The 16,113-nt window shown below is 43.3% G+C and carries 15 protein-coding genes; 2 read left to right on the forward strand and 13 right to left on the reverse strand.

The genetic code is table 11. The features are described 5' to 3' along the window. Positions 1–4 precede the first annotated feature (4 nt). The 9 genes from FBF61_RS21575 to gcvT form a co-directional block, all read right to left on the reverse strand. On the reverse strand, positions 5–1,942 hold the full coding sequence (locus tag FBF61_RS21575) for an asparagine synthase-related protein (protein ID WP_138481214.1): 1,938 nt from the start codon (positions 1,940–1,942) through the stop codon (positions 5–7). A 25-nt stretch (positions 1,943–1,967) separates the two neighbouring features. Then, entirely contained in the window at positions 1,968–2,129 is a 162-nt protein-coding gene (locus FBF61_RS34685; protein WP_166444578.1) for a hypothetical protein, read from the reverse strand. 114 nt (positions 2,130–2,243) lie between these two features. Then, positions 2,244–2,981, reverse strand: a complete 738-nt coding sequence (locus FBF61_RS21580; RefSeq protein WP_138481216.1) for a hypothetical protein — start codon at positions 2,979–2,981, stop codon at positions 2,244–2,246. A 17-nt stretch (positions 2,982–2,998) separates the two neighbouring features. Beyond that, positions 2,999–3,469: a hypothetical protein gene (locus FBF61_RS21585; protein WP_138481219.1), complete on the reverse strand. Its 471-nt coding sequence runs from the start codon at positions 3,467–3,469 to the stop codon at positions 2,999–3,001. Positions 3,470–3,694: 225 nt separating this feature from the next. Then, a complete protein-coding gene (locus tag FBF61_RS21590) occupies positions 3,695–4,330 on the reverse strand; it encodes a uridine kinase family protein (RefSeq protein ID WP_138481221.1) in 636 nt (211 codons plus the stop codon). A 50-nt stretch (positions 4,331–4,380) separates the two neighbouring features. Beyond that, the gene (locus FBF61_RS21595) at positions 4,381–6,198 is read right to left on the reverse strand and encodes a PorZ beta-propeller-like domain-containing protein (RefSeq protein ID WP_138481223.1); all 1,818 of its coding nucleotides are present in this window, start codon (positions 6,196–6,198) and stop codon (positions 4,381–4,383) included. A 31-nt stretch (positions 6,199–6,229) separates the two neighbouring features. Further along, complete coding sequence (locus FBF61_RS21600) at positions 6,230–8,215, reverse strand: PDZ domain-containing protein (RefSeq protein ID WP_138481225.1); 1,986 nt, start codon at positions 8,213–8,215, stop codon at positions 6,230–6,232. Between the two features lie 17 nt (positions 8,216–8,232). Then, positions 8,233–8,943, reverse strand: coding sequence for a 2-phosphosulfolactate phosphatase (locus tag FBF61_RS21605; protein ID WP_138481227.1), 711 nt, complete (start codon positions 8,941–8,943; stop codon positions 8,233–8,235). A 40-nt stretch (positions 8,944–8,983) separates the two neighbouring features. Continuing rightward, positions 8,984–10,066 (reverse strand): glycine cleavage system aminomethyltransferase GcvT, encoded by a 1,083-nt coding sequence (gene gcvT / locus FBF61_RS21610; protein ID WP_138481229.1) that lies wholly within the window; start codon positions 10,064–10,066, stop codon positions 8,984–8,986. A 159-nt stretch (positions 10,067–10,225) separates the two neighbouring features. Between gcvT and FBF61_RS21615 the strand changes: the two genes are divergently transcribed. After that, the gene (locus FBF61_RS21615) at positions 10,226–11,395 is read left to right on the forward strand and encodes an FG-GAP repeat domain-containing protein (RefSeq protein WP_138481231.1); all 1,170 of its coding nucleotides are present in this window, start codon (positions 10,226–10,228) and stop codon (positions 11,393–11,395) included. Between the two features lie 77 nt (positions 11,396–11,472). Here FBF61_RS21615 and FBF61_RS21620 read toward each other — a convergent pair whose 3' ends face one another. The 4 genes from FBF61_RS21620 to panD all read right to left on the reverse strand — a co-directional run bounded on the left by FBF61_RS21620 (position 11,473) and on the right by panD (position 14,243). Then, entirely contained in the window at positions 11,473–12,153 is a 681-nt protein-coding gene (locus tag FBF61_RS21620; protein ID WP_138481233.1) for a zinc metallopeptidase, read from the reverse strand. Positions 12,154–12,237: 84 nt separating this feature from the next. Then, entirely contained in the window at positions 12,238–12,726 is a 489-nt protein-coding gene (gene rfaE2, locus FBF61_RS21625) for a D-glycero-beta-D-manno-heptose 1-phosphate adenylyltransferase (protein ID WP_138481235.1), read from the reverse strand. Between the two features lie 83 nt (positions 12,727–12,809). Continuing rightward, positions 12,810–13,844 carry a lysylphosphatidylglycerol synthase transmembrane domain-containing protein gene (locus FBF61_RS21630; RefSeq protein ID WP_138481237.1) on the reverse strand — a complete coding sequence of 345 codons (1,035 nt, stop codon included), beginning with the start codon at positions 13,842–13,844 and terminating at the stop codon, positions 12,810–12,812. A gap of 48 nt (positions 13,845–13,892) precedes the next feature. Beyond that, complete coding sequence (gene panD, locus FBF61_RS21635; RefSeq protein ID WP_138481239.1) at positions 13,893–14,243, reverse strand: aspartate 1-decarboxylase; 351 nt, start codon at positions 14,241–14,243, stop codon at positions 13,893–13,895. A gap of 309 nt (positions 14,244–14,552) precedes the next feature. Here panD and FBF61_RS21640 point away from each other — a divergent pair, with 309 nt between their 5' ends. Further along, positions 14,553–16,025 (forward strand): Gfo/Idh/MocA family protein, encoded by a 1,473-nt coding sequence (locus FBF61_RS21640; protein WP_138481241.1) that lies wholly within the window; start codon positions 14,553–14,555, stop codon positions 16,023–16,025. Positions 16,026–16,113 lie beyond the last annotated feature (88 nt).

Here is a 16,113-nt window from a genome sequence, read left to right on the forward strand (position 1 = left end):
CTATCTAATTTTTTAGAGAGTCAAGCCACACAGACAAAGATATTGTCCTTGTTATATAGAAGTAAGTTATTGATTTCTGAGCGTAGGGAATCCTGTCATTCAGCAATATTTTCACCAACTGGTTAAATTTTCTTTTATCAACGTAATTCCATACATCCCGGCCATCACTTAGGTAGTCCTGCCCTTGTGTAAATAGCCTCAGCGTCATTTTTTCGCCGTCTAAAGAGCTGACTGTGGACTTTGTGTTACGTCTCCGAACCTCTTCAATTAAAATTCCCTTCATTGCTTCGCGAAAATGAGCTCGTCCTATACCATCGCCATACTTTATGATGTTTGGAACAGCCATGGAAAGTTCGAAGAGATCTTTGTTCATGAGGGGCGAACAAGTCCTAAGCCCGAAATGATTGTCCAGCATGAAGTGCTGCTCCCTACTTCTTATAATATGTGGATGAAACACGTCATCAAATGAGTCTTGGTACTCGCTAGGTAAACCATTTCTTAAGGACACCGGAAAGTTTATCTCACCGTGGGAAGGCTTCACCGATGTAGCAAAGTCATCCCTGGCAATGGAAGCTACATTTTCAGCCCGTCTCTTGACTGCTCTCAAAAACAAAGTTTTCGATGCCCTTCTTGCAAAGTAGTAATAAGAGATACCCAATTCTCTTGATACTTCTTTATACATAGCGAATAACTCACGAATAGGTAGATTCCTAAATGCGGTGAAGCGTCTGTATAAATAGTTTTGTAGAATAAGGTGGTACCGTTTTTCAAAAGAAAACGTGTCCCAGGTTGAAAACTGCCTGGAAAGCCTGATATGACTCGTGCTCAGCCGGGTGAGATGCTTAAACAATGGCCAATTCTTTTCGTCGAAAGATTGCCCAAGGACTTCATCGCCATAACCAATTATAGAATCTCCCCCAAGGCCATTCAGAAGGATATCGCAACCATAACCCTTGATCTGGGAAAGAAAATGCCAGTGAGTGGCAGGAGAGAGAAACTGTGCTTCGGGTTGACCGTATAAGTCGATACTTAGTTTAAGGTTTTTTATGTCATCTTCGGAGCGGTACATCAGATGATGAACAGAATCGACATCTTTGGCCACTAGCTCGGCGTATCCACTTTCATCTGATTCCTGATTGTTTGCACGGATATGAAATGTATGCAACGGCCTGTCTGGGTATAAGTGTCGAAAAGAAGAGCATATAGAGGACGAGTCTAATCCACCACTCAAATCCGACCCAATCACCTTGGTTTGGTCACGTGTGGCTATTCGAATTGACTTTAAAAATTGGTCACGAATAGCATCTCCAAAATCTTCCGTGGTTTTTAAAAATGCCCATTTGTCCGGGTTGAAGCGTATTGCAACCTCACTTGCTGCCATACGAGAGCCCACTGTCAATATGTGACCTGGTAATGCTGACTTTATCTGACCAAAAAATGTTGATGACGCATCCCGATCTGAATCAACATAATTATCAGAAATATAAGAGACAATTTTGTACGTATTTATATGAGAAAAATCCGCCAGATTAAACCTCCTCAGCAGACCATTGATGTTGGTTGAAAATGCAAAAAATGCATTCGGAACATGTATGTAAAAAAGAGGTATTGAGCCAAAAACATCCCGGAATAAAAATAGGGTTTGACTTTCTTCATCAAACCATACACCGATGTTTGGGCCAATAAAAGGGGAAGAACTTAAGCCTTGTCGAAAGTCACTGAAGGAATAGTGGGCCCTGACTTCGTCACTACTCAAAATTTTAGTGTCACCGGCTTTGGTTCTGTAACCTATGATTGTATTAAGGTCAGAGCATTTAATTTCGTCGAATCCAGACTCTCCGATGAGACCATTTTCAAAAAAAAATACATTATCATAACCATTCGATGATTTTTCATCAATACGACTACGATAATGTATTACACCTTCTATAAGAAACGGCATTAGAAATCGAAAAATAGACTATTCTCTACTGTTCGGTTTTGCCATCATATTTTGCTGGATCGAAACCTCCGTCAAAAGAGCTGCCAAGCTTCCCCTTAGTTAATTGTTCAATAGAACCCAATTGATTAAGCATCGGACGACGATACATTTTTTTTGCTGCTGTAGGGTGTGTACGAAATGTTTTCATCACAAGTTGTTTAAAGTGTTTTAAATTCTACCTGGTAAAGTTAAGCTTCTTTAATAACTATTCAAATGCTTTTGGAAAAAACATCAAAATTGACTCCTTAGCTGATTGGTCAACTCAATTATTTTTTCCGACGCTATTGAAGGATTTTACAATATGATACCCTGATTCAATTTCTCTAGTATCGCTACTGAGGCACTGTTCTGTCTGACAATACTCAAAAGATATTTGTTCATCAAATATAAGCCCAACTCCCTTTGCGTATTGTTTTACACTTACATATTTATTAATAACTGACGAATCCATCCTTTCAACAACCTTTACGGTACTTTCAAAAAGGTGCCCGGATAAGGAAACAGATTTATCGATATTTTCGTAGTGATAATTTTCAACGTCCAGAGAATTATAGGTATTGCCATTCCATCTTACATATGATTCTACCGGAAGTGCTAACGAGAATACCGTTTGATTGTCAATAGTAGTTAAAATCTTATCTGGGGAGCTTTTTATGCTGTATTCTTTGAATTTATGCCAATAATCAGTTTCCGAATTTCGCCTATATTTTGATACAATAAAATCTGTTACGTTGTCTACATTTGAAGTTGATGACTCAACCTGATCTTTCTCTTGCCATGCCGAAGTAACAGGCTCTGAACTTCCCGCAGCAAAAACATCTTGTTTTACATCATAAACTATAAAAGACCCCAATTCTAACGGGAAATATCTGTATGAATCAACTGGTGTGTTGGAAGATTCCTGACAAGCAGAGATCCAAAAAAAAAATAAGATGACCGTCCAAGGGATTTTTTTTGTATTTCCTTTTATAAGTCTTATTCCGTCAGAAAATGTGTGCATATATAATAATCCAATATTTACTGTCTTTTGTATATTCTTGTTGGTGGAGTAACCACTTTACCTGTTTTTTTATACGTTCCGGTAGATTTAATGGTAAGAGTACGACCAGTAACTATTCCTATTTCCTTAGTCATTAATACGTCACCAGGTACCGTTATCTCCTTTTCTACGTTCATGGTCACACTATTTGCAACTGTCGTCGTTAAAACAATATTATCAACAACGCTGGTAGTCGTCTCTGAGGTATACTGTGGGTCTCTTGCAATAAAATTATATGTTGATGTGACTTTCACGGAGTTGTCACTAACACGGGAAATATCTAAATCGGTTTTATAATCGTAACCATTTTCAACATTAAGCTCGCCAATCCACTTCCCAACAAAAACCTTCGATAAATCCGGATCTATTTCCTCCTTCTTGCAGGAAGACAAAACAACTGATGACAAAATAAACGTAAAGAGAACGAGAGTAGAAGCATAACGTTTCATGAGTAGTATATCGTTTAGTAAGAATTAAAAGTTACAAGTTTCGTTTTGGCTGACTTTAAACCGCGTGATTTATAAACATCCGTCGATTCATCACAAAAGTCGTACCATACCGTAGAGGAAGAAGAGTATTGAGCCTTAAAGATAAATAATGTTTTTTGAATTGTAGACCATTGGACACCCAGGATTTCATTCTGCGGCCAAATTTAGATCTGACACTGGGTTTTGTTACCTCGTTTCAAGCTTACCTTTTAAGAATCCAATCAGCACCTGCAAGCCTGTATCAAAGCGGGAATTGTTGTTGATAATGATGTCTGCCTCGGAACGGAGCGGTAAGATGAACTTGTCGTATGTGGGCGCAACGTGGTGTTCCCACCGATACAATACGTCGTCCAGATCGTAGCCACGTTCGTTGTTGTCGCGGATGATCCGTCTTTTGATTTTTACATGCTCCTTCGCGTCCACAAAGATTTTCAGGTCGATGAGGCGGGCGATTTCAGGGAAGTAAAAAACAAAAATGCCTTCAACTATGATAATCGGCCTTGGTTCAAAAACAAGGATTTCGGGTTTTATGAGCGGGTTGTTGAAGGTATATTCTTTTTGATGCACTTCTCTTCCAGCCCGCAAAACGGCAATATGTTCCGCAAACAGGTGATGGTCAATTGTTTCGGGAAGATCAAAATTTTCCACGCCGTTTTCGTCCCTAGGAATTTCGTGGATAGGTCGGTAGTAGTTGTCCTGTGAAATGCGCGTGACTTCTTCCTTCGTAAATGCATCCATCAGGCTCTTCATAAAATATGTTTTGCCCGAAGCACTGCCTCCGGTAATCCCGACAATATAGGGTGGTTTCTCTTGTGCTGTCATAATCAGACTACGGAGCTTGTTAACCGCGTGAATAAATTTAAGGTATTGTTTCAGTCAATGACGGCAAATTTGGTGACGTATTTCTCTGTTCCGTCTGCGGACACGACAAATACCATATAAATCCCGCCTCTCACCCGCGAACCGTTGTAGGTGTTGAGATTCCAGGAGGCGGTACCGCCCTCGGATCTTGTTTCAAAAACAAGTCGGCCTGAAAGTTCTGTAATTTTTACGATGGAATTGTCCATCAGACCTTGTATACCAATGTTTCCACTGTACCCAGGACGCACCGGATTGGGGAAAATAGCAACAGCAGATAGATTTTCTAAGGCAGTTGTTGAATTGCTGCGGTAGGATACCATACCATTGGGGGTGTCGATAAAAAGGACACCGCTTTCACTATCAAATTGCAATGCATTAATCTGGTCTGAGGGAAGGGGGCTGTCTGCTGCTGTAAATTTTTGAATTAGTTCTGTTCCATCTTCATTAAAGAGATATAGTCCATTTCGTGTCCCGATCCACTTACGGTTGCCAGGCTCAATGGCGATAGCAGTACATTTTTCATTTGCAAAAAGCTTCCGCTGGCCGTAGATAGGTGATATAGCATCCACGCGCGCACTTCCCAGAACATCGTCGGGTATGATATAGCCGACCCCCTTATCGCTCGCGAACCATATATAACCTTCCTGATCGGAAGCCAGACTATTGATAAAGGGAGATGGAAGGCTGCCGGTGCCGACCGTGGAACTAAGTCTTCGCTGCTGGTTAGTCTGGTTGTTTTTGACAAGGATTCCTCCGGCAAGGTTTGCAGGGAGCCGGACCCAGGCCAAACCGTTCCGGTCAACGATTAAAGAATCCTTTTTAGGAAATATAGTTGTGTCGCTTTGCTCTGGGATATAGGAAGTGAAACCATTGCTGGTGTTGCTTATCAAACCATTTTTTGCATCCGCAGTCCAAAATATTTCAGAAGCGGTTGCTACTGTTCCGGATGCTGACTGGAATAAAGGATCCTTTAAAGTCGTCGTTTTATCCTGTTCATCCAATTTCACAATCTCCCGATCTAGGGTAACAATCAAGCTTCCACGGTAATTTGTAAATGAACAGCCTTTACTATCAGAAGTTACAACAGATTTCCAGTTGGTTTTTTCTCTTTTAAATACACCTTTTCCGGAAAAGCCAGCATAAATATTGTCGTTAAAAAAGGAGATGGCTATCGGATTGGAGGGAGCAGTAATCAATTTCCAATTGGCAAAATACTGCCGGTTAACAGTGGCTTTCATTGATGCGGCCAAAATACCTTGATCAGTGACAGCGTAAATCGAATCATTTGCAATTAACATATCGCTAACCGCCACTTCTGCTCCGTTTGGACCAATGTACCTGTAGTTTTCTTCCGCCTCCCGGAGTTTGGTGTCCAGCACAACGACCCCAAAACTGGTACACAAATAGGCCAGATGATTTTGTAGATTAATGCGGCTAACGCTCTTGTTTTCGGGAAGGCCGGCGGAGGTTTTAAGGGTTGGCCATGGAATTACTTGATCCGGTTCAGACCGTTCGTTTAAATAAACAAGATCAATTTGTCCGCTCCGGTAAGCTAAGATCAGAAGGCTGTCAGAAGCATTGTAAGCCAGGCTGCTGATGCCTGTTTCACTTAGTCCATCGGACTTCGAAAATGTTTTTATTTTTTTATCAACAGGATTTATGCTGAATAAGCCATTATATGTGGAGCAGAAGATCCGATCATTAACAACTAGAACGTGCCTGGCGGAAAGGTAATTAAAATGTGTTTTCCACCCGCCCAAAGGTATATTTTGAGCCTTCGCCTTAAAAAAAACTACGCACAACAGCATCAATAATATAGCTCGTCCCATCAGCAGCTCGCTTTTCTGTTGAAACAATTTCTCAATTATCCACCGTCACAATCGCAGAGCCTCTTCCTGTGCCCGCTCCGCAACCACTTTTTAGCGAGCTGATCTTGTATTCGGTGGTTGTTGCAGGCGCTACTGAAATCAGGTACGGGTTAAGGAATGTTCCGTTGATGGAAGTTCCATCGGACAACGTAAAGGACCAAGGCGGTAAGCCGTTTTTGAATTTCAGCTGAATCCTGGTCGAGCGTCCTTTTGTAATTGTGCCTCTTCCCGAAACTTCTCCAATAGCTTGATCCGGCGCAATTACGTCTAGTTCCTCAATTGCACTGGAAACTGCTGGAGATGATGAAATGATTCGGATTTTTTGTACCCGAACTGTGTCACCTTGAGATGCAGCCGGTAGTTTGACTTTCATCGAAGTTGGAGTTACAGTCGTTGGTAAATCTATAAAGCGGCCGGACTTATCGGTGATCTGTACCGTGAACTTATTACCCGGATTGTATCTTCCTTCTGTTTTATAAGGTATGTCAATCGATGAACCTGAGCAGACCAGGTTTTGGGGTAGTTTTTCAAGTGTGATACTTGCAGGGGCACTTTTTACAGAAACTTTCGCTCTACCGGAGAATTGTCCCACCCCACAAAGGCCACCCGCGGAAGTGATCTGATAATTGGTATCATACAAAGGTTTAACCTTTATCTTATAAGGTGATTCCTGGATGTTGTTTTCATAAGTTCCGTCGGAAAGCAGCACAAACCAGGGCCCTCCGCCGGTGAATTTTACGGTAAGGGCTCCGCTTTGATTTTCCCCCAGATGCAGGGAGTCTTTTTGTAAAGTTGCAACAGTAGCGGAAACAATTGTAACGTTGGCAGCCTGGGTCACGAGGTACGGAGCAGATGAAATCACACGCAGGCGATATTCGCCAGGTTTATAGTCTGCTGGGATTTGTGTGGTAATAAATCCGGTTGTGTCAGGGCTTGATATCGTCTTGAACGCTCCGGTACGGTCTGCGATCTGAACAATAAAATGATTTCCCTCTTTGAATTTTCCGGTAGCGTTAAAAGGCACCTGAAAAGGTACACCACTACAAAGTCTGGCAAGTTTTTCAGCTTCTTTTAATTCCAGTTTGGGCTCTGGGTTGTTATTCACATTTACAATGGCCTCTCCCGATGTAGTTCCGCTTCCGCAGGAATTGGAAACGGCAAGTAACTTATATGCTTTTACATCCAGTGGTTTTACAGCGATATAGTGCGGGTTTGACAGCGTGTTAAGTACCGTAGTACTGTCAGAAAGCCGGAATGACCATGGTGCAGCTCCTGCCAGATGGACACGAAGCTGTGCTTCCTGTCCAGGCATTATCCTTACAGACTGTGTCCCGTCTGTAACTTCAATTTTTGCGGTTGGAAGCTGCAAGAGGCGCAAAGAAACTTCCTGACTTCTGACTACTGGGATAGTACTTACGATCTGTATCCTATATACCTCGCCACCAATTTTGTATGAGGGGATAACAGCTTTGATAGGGCCGCTTTTCACAGGTAAAGAGATGGCAATTGATTTACCGGAGGCGTCGATGATATAGGCGGTAAAGGTATTACCTTCATCAAAAGGACCTTGTGTTTTAAATGGAAGCGTCACATTGGTACCCGGGCAAACAGAGAGGTAAGAAATATCACCTGCAATAATCTGATATGCACGAACGCTGTCCGCAACCGATTTTTCCGCACTTTCCAGTTTATCCTCGGCGGCTTTCTCCGTCAGACTGTCAGGTGTAATTTCTGGTGCATTGAGATCATTTCCGACGGGGTTCAGTGTATCGGGTTTTGTCGTATCTGCAGGGGCGACGGTGACAGGTTTTGTAATGGTTGCCGGTTTCGGTTTCACAGCTTGTCTGGCAGGAGTGCCCGTTGTTTTTTTAAGAGGAGAAGCCTGTCTTCCGGGAGTAACTGGTTTTTTATTTTGACCAAAAACAGGGCAGGAGTAAATCAGTAATCCAAAAAAAATAATGAAGACGGATCTTAACATGTAAATGTTTTTTTAAGTTAGTTCATTGCAACCAAAGTGCTTCCACGCAAAACAGGTACTATGTCATACAGATCATTCTGGAGACAGTAGGAAATATCTTTTTGAATCCCTAAACGCTGTAAACGCCGAACGTGCGAAGAATTGGAAACACTGGCGAGCAGATTGTCGCGGCTTTGGTCAAACAGGCGTTGTGCCATGAGCGTACCATCTTCCAGTAGCATAAACTGATCTTTCAGAGAATCCGCCAATGCGCCCGCAAAAAGTGTATCTTCCAGATTTGGCCGGCCTTTCCAGCCTGCGCAAAGCACCAGCACATCGTAAGGTTCCGACCGAAGATGATTTGCCAGTGCACCTAAGTTCAAAAACGATCCTATCATTACTTTCACCGCGGAAGATTTGGCTTTGGCAATAGATAACGTTCCGTTGGTAGTTGTCATTGCGATTTCTGAACCAATCAGCCTTTCGTCCATATAGCTGAACGGAGAATTATCGAGGTCAAAGCCTTCTACTTTCCTGGCGTCGCGCTCTGCCGCGGCAATAAAGCCTTTATCCTGCAAAAATTTACATTCTTCAACAGAGGCAACAGGCGTAATGCTTTTTACACCATAGGCCAGCCCCGTAACCATACAGGAGGTCGCTCTGAAAATATCGGCAACAACGACAATCGAATTATTAAGTTTATGTAAGTGTAGTAAATCAGGAGTCAGGCAAACATCAAGTTGTTTCATAAAATGCAATCAGAACAGGATAATATGGGATGATGAAGGGTTAATTTTTTACAAACGGCAATTTTACCGTTCTTGCTTTCAACAGCTTGTCCCTGACTTTTACGAAAATTTCCGTATCCGGTTTGCTGAAAGGGGTCGGCACATACCCCATTCCGATTCCCTTTTGAAGTGTAGGTGACTGGGTACCGGAAGTAACTTCCCCTAATTTATGTCCTGATGCATCACAAAGCTCATAGTGACTTCTTGGAATTCCGCGGTCAATCATCTCAAAACCAACCAGTTTTCGGTTTAAACCAGCTTCTTTCTGAGTTTTAAGGCTCTGAGAATTGATAAAATCTTTGGAAAATTTGGTAACCCAGCCCAGCCCGGCTTCGAGTGGAGAAGTAATGTCATCAATATCATTTCCGTAAAGACAAAATCCTTTTTCCAACCGCAAAGTGTCGCGAGCACCCAGCCCTACGGGTTTTATGCCAAATTCTTTTCCCGCTTCAAAAATGGCATCCCACATTTTTTCCGCATTTTCTTTATTCACATATATTTCAAACCCGCCTGCGCCAGTGTAGCCTGTTGCGGAAATAATCACATCTTCAATACCAGCCATTTCACCGATATGAAATGTATAATATTCCATGGCTCCCAGATCGGAACCGGTTAATTTCTGGAGCGTAGCTGTGGCATTTGGCCCCTGCACTGCACAAAGGCAGAGATCATCCGAAAGGTTTGTCATTTCTGCGCCTTCGGTATTATGGCTTTGAATCCAGTCCCAGTCTTTTTCTATGTTGGAAGCATTCACAACCAGCATGTAATCATCTTCAGCAATCCTGTAAACCAGCAGATCATCCACAACCCCTCCCTTCGCATTTGGCAAATAGCTGTATTGTACTTTGCCATCGTATAGTGTGGCCGCATCATTGGATGACACTTTCTGGATTAAAGCCAGTGCTTTCGGGCCTTTTACACTAAACTCTCCCATGTGCGACACATCGAAAACACCAACATTGTTTCGCACGGTATGATGTTCATCAAGATCCGAAGAATAGCGCACCGGCATCTCAAAACCAGCAAACGGGACCATTTTGGCACCTAGTCGGATGTGTACTTGATGTAAAGGGACAGTTTTCATGAAGGATTAATTGGTTCACATTAATTTACAAAAGTAGGCAAAGCCGATCAAAGCGACACAAAAAACTGTTTTTTCAAATACGCTGCTGGTGTTTTTGAAGTATATTGTGAAAAAATAGGTTAAAAGATTTACGGCTGGTAAAGCCTTTCATGGGGACGTATGAAAAAACGATTATTATATTTTACAGCTTGCCTGCTTGCCGGAAAGCTGTATGCGCAAACTGCAACATTTTCGGGAGAGGTGATCGACGGCAATATCAGTATTGGCTACGGCGTGGCCACAGGAGATGTGGACGGCGATGGAAAACCGGATATACTTTTGGCTGATAAAAAAGAGATTGTCTGGTACAAAAATCCAGGCAAAAAAGCTGAAAAGTGGGTGAGATATGTGATTGCAAAAGATCTTACGGAACATGATAATGTATGTATTGCTGCCCGGGATATTGACGGCGATGGGAAAGTTGAAGTTGCTGTCGGGGCGCAGTGGAATCCATCGGAGACGAAAAATTCAAAACAATCGGGGGCTGTGTTTTATATGGCTCCACCTGACGACCGCACACAATTATGGGAGCCTGTCCGTCTGCATCATGAGGTGACTATTCACAGAATGCAATGGGTAAAGAAGGCAGATGGTGATTTTCAGTTGGCAGTACTGCCTTTGCATGGGGAAGGCAATACGGGAGGCGAGGGAGCCGGTGTAAAGCTTATCACCTTTGATGTTCCGGAAAACCGAAAATCGATCTGGGGCTACGAATTGCTGGAAACCAGTATGCACATGACGCATAATCTTCAGCCTATGGAAGTTTCCGGAAGGTTTTTGGGGCTGGCGGTCGGAGGTAAAGAAGGAGTTCAGGTATTTCTGAATGGAGCTGATGGCTGGGCACCTTCGGGAAATTGGATGGTTCCAAACCAGGGAGTGGGAGAGATCAGAACAGGTAGCCTTGGTAAAGGCCAGCTTTTTACGGCTACTGTTGAACCGATGCATGGAACTTCCCTGGTGGTTTATTCCAAAGACAGCCGTACCGTACTTACAGAAAAAATCAAAGAGGGGCATGCATTAGTCTGTGCTGATTTTTTCGGACAGGGCAGGGATCAGATTGTCATGGGCTGGCGAAACCCGAATGTTGTGGGAGAAACGGGGGTCCGGATCTTTGTTGGCTCGGACGCGGAAGGCAAAAAGTGGCAGGAATATACATTGGACGAAAAAATAAAAATCGCGTGTGAAGACATTACTGCGGCTGATCTGGACGGGGATGGCGATATGGATGTTGTAGCTTCCGGCCGCTCCACGCATAATGTAGTGGTGTACTGGAACCAGCTGAAAAAATAGAATCGCTCCCCAATTCAGAGTCATAAAAAAACGGATGATAATTGCATATCACCCGTTTTTTTATGACTCTCTTATACTTAGTCCCTGCGGCCCATTAATATGCTTACATAATAGAGCAACGTAGCTAGAGAACCGATCGCAGCAACCAGATAGGTACGTGCAGCCCATTTCAGAGCATCTGCAGACATAATGTACTCTCTTTCGTTCACAATACGGTTTTTCTGGATCCAGGCTAATGCTCTGTTACTTGCATCATACTCAACCGGCAGCGTAATGAAACTGAACAGCGTAGTGGCAGCAAATAAGGCCACACCAATTGTCAATGGTATAGGGGTTGTATTTAATAAAAGAATACCTCCCAAAATGATCCATTGCATATAGTTAGACGCAATACTCAAGAACGGCACCATTTGTGACCGGAACTGCAGCCATTTATAGGCAGTAGCATGCTGTACAGCGTGCCCGCATTCGTGGGAGGCAACCGCCGCAGCCGCTACGCTCCGGCCGTGATAAACGTCCGGACTAAGGTTAACGGTTTTATCTTGAGGATTATAATGGTCTGTCAGTCTCCCTTCTACGGAAAGTACCCTTACATCATAAATCCCACTTTCCCTGAGCATGGTTTCTGCGATTTCCTTTCCGCTCATTCCATTGCTCAATCCTACCTGAGAATACTCTTCAAATTTACTCTTCAACCGCCATTGGACATAAAAGCTGACGGCCATGACGATTATACCAATTAAATATGCACCAGCCATAGTTACTTTTTAAATTGTTACGAATAGTTAACTCTTCACTCAAAACAACGAATAAATATAACGTAACATTCAAAATGTTGGACGTTAATTGTAGCCTTGTTTTATTTTTTCAATCAGTGCGGTTGTGGAGTAACCTTTTACAAGGGCTATCGTTTTCACCTCACCTCCTTTACCAAGAACAAAATCCGCACCAGCAATATTCTCTACCGTATAATCGTCCCCTTTGACCAAAATGTCAGGTTTTACTGCCTCGATAAGCTGACTAGGCGTCGGTTCGTCGAACAAAATGACAGCATCTATGAAAGAAAGTGCAGCCATTAATCTTGCCCTGGCATATTCATTTACCACTGGACGCAACGGACCCTTCAGCCGACTGACGGAAGCATCAGTATTCAGGCCCAGAACCATCTTATCCCCCAGAGCGCGGGCTTTTTCCAAGTAGTCTATGTGGCCGAGGTGAACAATGTCGAAGCAGCCATTGGTAAACACTACTTTCTGGCCTGCCCGTTGCCAGTCCTCTACGGTTGTAATGGCTTCTTCTAATCTTAAAATTTTACTTTCTGTGGAATTCATTGTTGAACAGGTATAGGATTTTTGAAACTCAATATGGTAAAATACTGACTTTCCTTGCCTCCAGACTATCGAATTAATATGATTTAATTTTCTGCGGGAACTTCCACAGCAGAGGGAACAGCTTTTTTGTTTTGCAAAAGCACATATAAAAAAGCAAGTGCGCCGACCAGCAACATAAATAACATTTGCGCCCCGTGGATAAATGTTGCCAGCGTAATACCGTCATTTTGAGATAATCCGTACAAAACCATCACATTCCCGACCAACAAGTGATAAGCACCGATTCCGCCCTGGGTAGGTGCCGTCATTCCTATCGCACCGACTACCAGTAGTGTCAATCCTGCGAGAGGACCCAGATCGGATGTTTCGGGAATACAGAAAAACAATACATAGGAAACGAGGTAATACATAATCCAGATTCCTATAGTGCTCAGGATAAACAACCCTGGATTTTTGAGCTGGCGTACGCTAAGAAGTCCCTCAAGCATACCTGTCACAAATCCGAGTATTTTTTGAATGATCGCATTTTGCTGGAGTTTGTTTCGCAGCGTCGCATTTTTAAAAATCAAAAATGCTGCAATCAAAAAAGCCAGCATGCCGGTAATCAGGATACCCAGCAGCAAGCTACTGCCGGAGCTGGTTTGCCCGCCACTAATTTTACTTTGAAAAAAATCGGTGAAAAAAGTACTGAGCCTTTCAAATTCAAGAATAAAGTTCAGGCCGATGAGCACCAGCAAGATCAGTACATCAAAGATACGTTCAGCCACAACCGTCCCGAAGCTGAGATTGACAGGTATACGTTCGAACCGGTATAGCGTACCACAACGGGTAACTTCTCCCATTCTTGGAACAATATAGTTGGCAAAATAGCCTGTCAAAACGGAGATGGAACTATTCCAGAGCCCGGGCTTGTGAACCAATGGCTCGATAAGCATGCTCCACCTCCACGCCCGCAGTACATGGGCACAAAGCAAAAAGGCACATGATACCGCTATCCATCTCCAATCCGATTTGGCAAATCTGTCGAGCATTTCGGATGTGTCGATATCTTTGAAAACAAACCAGATCAAACCTCCGGCAAGCACAAGAGATATGGCGTAGCGTAGCGCACTTTTCATAATTGTTGGATAGGATAAAGTAGTGGTGTTTATAAAGCAGGCCGATCACTAGACAACCAGATGGTTGTTGTGGTCAGGAAATACGACCATTGGTTTGAAAGATTTCGCTTCTTCCTGGGTCATGGAACCGTACGCAATGATAATAATGATATCTCCGATCTGAACCCTTCTGGCCGCAGCGCCATTAAGACAGATCATCCCGGATGCACGCTCTCCTTTGATCACATAGGTTACAAAGCGCTCTCCATTGTTATTGTTAACAATATGTACTTGTTCATTTTCTACCAGCCCGGCCGCGTCCATTAAATCTTCGTCAATGGTGATGCTGCCTACATAATTCAACTCCGCCTGAGTCACCTTAACACGGTGAATCTTCGATTTCATGATTGTTATTTGCATTACTCGGTGATGTGGGTCGAGACTTAATTTCAAAAATGCATTATTCCGCAAAGTTACAGGAATAATGTGCTGCCTTCAAAACATACTGCCCTGGCTTAGGGTTCCCGGTTAGAATTTTGCAGTTTGGAAATAAAATAAGCCGCTGATAACTAGGCGTAAGCGATACTTGTTGTCCATTAATAGTGCATTTTTCGTTGGATTTATTGGAACATCGTTATATTTATCGGGGCTTTTTAGCTGTTAAGTAATTATAAGATCAGAATTGCTTTAGGAAATTATTATCAACTTTATTTTTTCATTATTAAACCAATGAATACAAAAGATAAACCCAAAGATGTGACCCGCCGGGATTTCCTGCAGAAGAGCACGGCAGCGGCAGTCGGCAGTTTTTTTATAGTCCCAAGGCATGTATTGGGTAAAGGATACCGTGCACCCAGCGATAAGTTGAATATTGCAGGTATAGGAGTGGGCGGAAAAGGTTTTTCTGACACGAACAATGCCTGGAACAAAGGTGCGGAGAATCTGGTTGCGCTTTGCGATGTGGACTGGGGACAGGCAAAAAAGAACTTCGAACTGCATCCTGATGCTAAAAAGTATAAGGATTTCAGAAAGATGTTTGATGAAATGGAAAAAGATATCGATGCGGTGACTGTTTCTACAACGGACCACATGCATGCGATTATAGCCATGGCAGCCATGCAGAGGGGAAAGCACGTTTATGTGCAAAAACCTTTGACACATAATATTTATGAGGCAAGAATGTTGACAGAAGCTGCCCGCAAATACAAGGTGGTGACCCAAATGGGAAATCAGGGAGCATCGAATCCTGCTCAGACCCAGATGAAAGAATGGTTTAACAAAGGGTTGATAGGGAATGTACACGAAGCACACGTATGGACAAACCGGCCCGTGTGGCCTCAAGGAATTCCTGTTCCTACCGGCAAATTTGATGTCCCTGCAGATATTGATTGGGAGCTTTGGGTAGGTTGCGCTGAATGGGTGGATTACAATCCTGCCTGGCACCCGTTCAAATGGCGTGGTTGGTGGAATTTCGGAACAGGTGCTTTGGGAGACATGGGATGCCACCTGATCGATCCGGCTTTCCGTACGCTTGGCTTAGGCTATCCGACAGAGCTGGAATGCAGCGTAGGTCAGGTTTTCATTAAAGACTGGACTGCTGAATATATCCCGGAAGGTTGCCCGCCATCTGCGCGCGTACAGCTTAAATTTCCTGCTAACAAAATAAACAAGTCGGAAGTAACCCTTACCTGGCACGACGGCGGCTTACGTCCGTTCCATCCGGACCTTATTCCTGCAAATGATCCGCTTGGCGAACCAGACAGCAGCAATGGGGTACTTTTGATCGGTGAAAAAGGGGTTATGACTTGCGGAACCTATGGGATTTCTCCGAAAGTATATCTGAAAGACGGCTCGAAACTCGAATATAAGGCCGGAGATTTCGGTAATAAATACACAACAATGCCGGAATTCGGGCACCATGTTTCATGGTCGGATGCTTGTAAGGCTGGGTTCAATAGCAAAGAGCATAAAGCACTTACTTCTTCCTTCGACTACGCCGGTCCTTTGACGGAAACGGTTATCATGGGTAACCTTGGCATCAGAAGCTATAATTTACGCCAGGCCAAGGCAGATGGAAAAGGTTTTGACTTCCCGGGGCGCAAGAAATTGCTTTGGGATGGAAACAATATGAAAATTACCAATTTCGACGAAGCAAACCAGTTTGTAAAGCGCAAGTACCGCGGAGACTGGAAATTGTCTTAATTGTTCTTGTCATGTTAAGCGCAGTAGAAGCCCAAACAGCTTCTACTGCGCTTAACATGACAGTTTTTAGCCCTCGCTCAGTACGACA

The organism is Dyadobacter bucti (genome assembly GCF_005869225.1).
Classification (GTDB): domain Bacteria; phylum Bacteroidota; class Bacteroidia; order Cytophagales; family Spirosomataceae; genus Dyadobacter; species Dyadobacter bucti.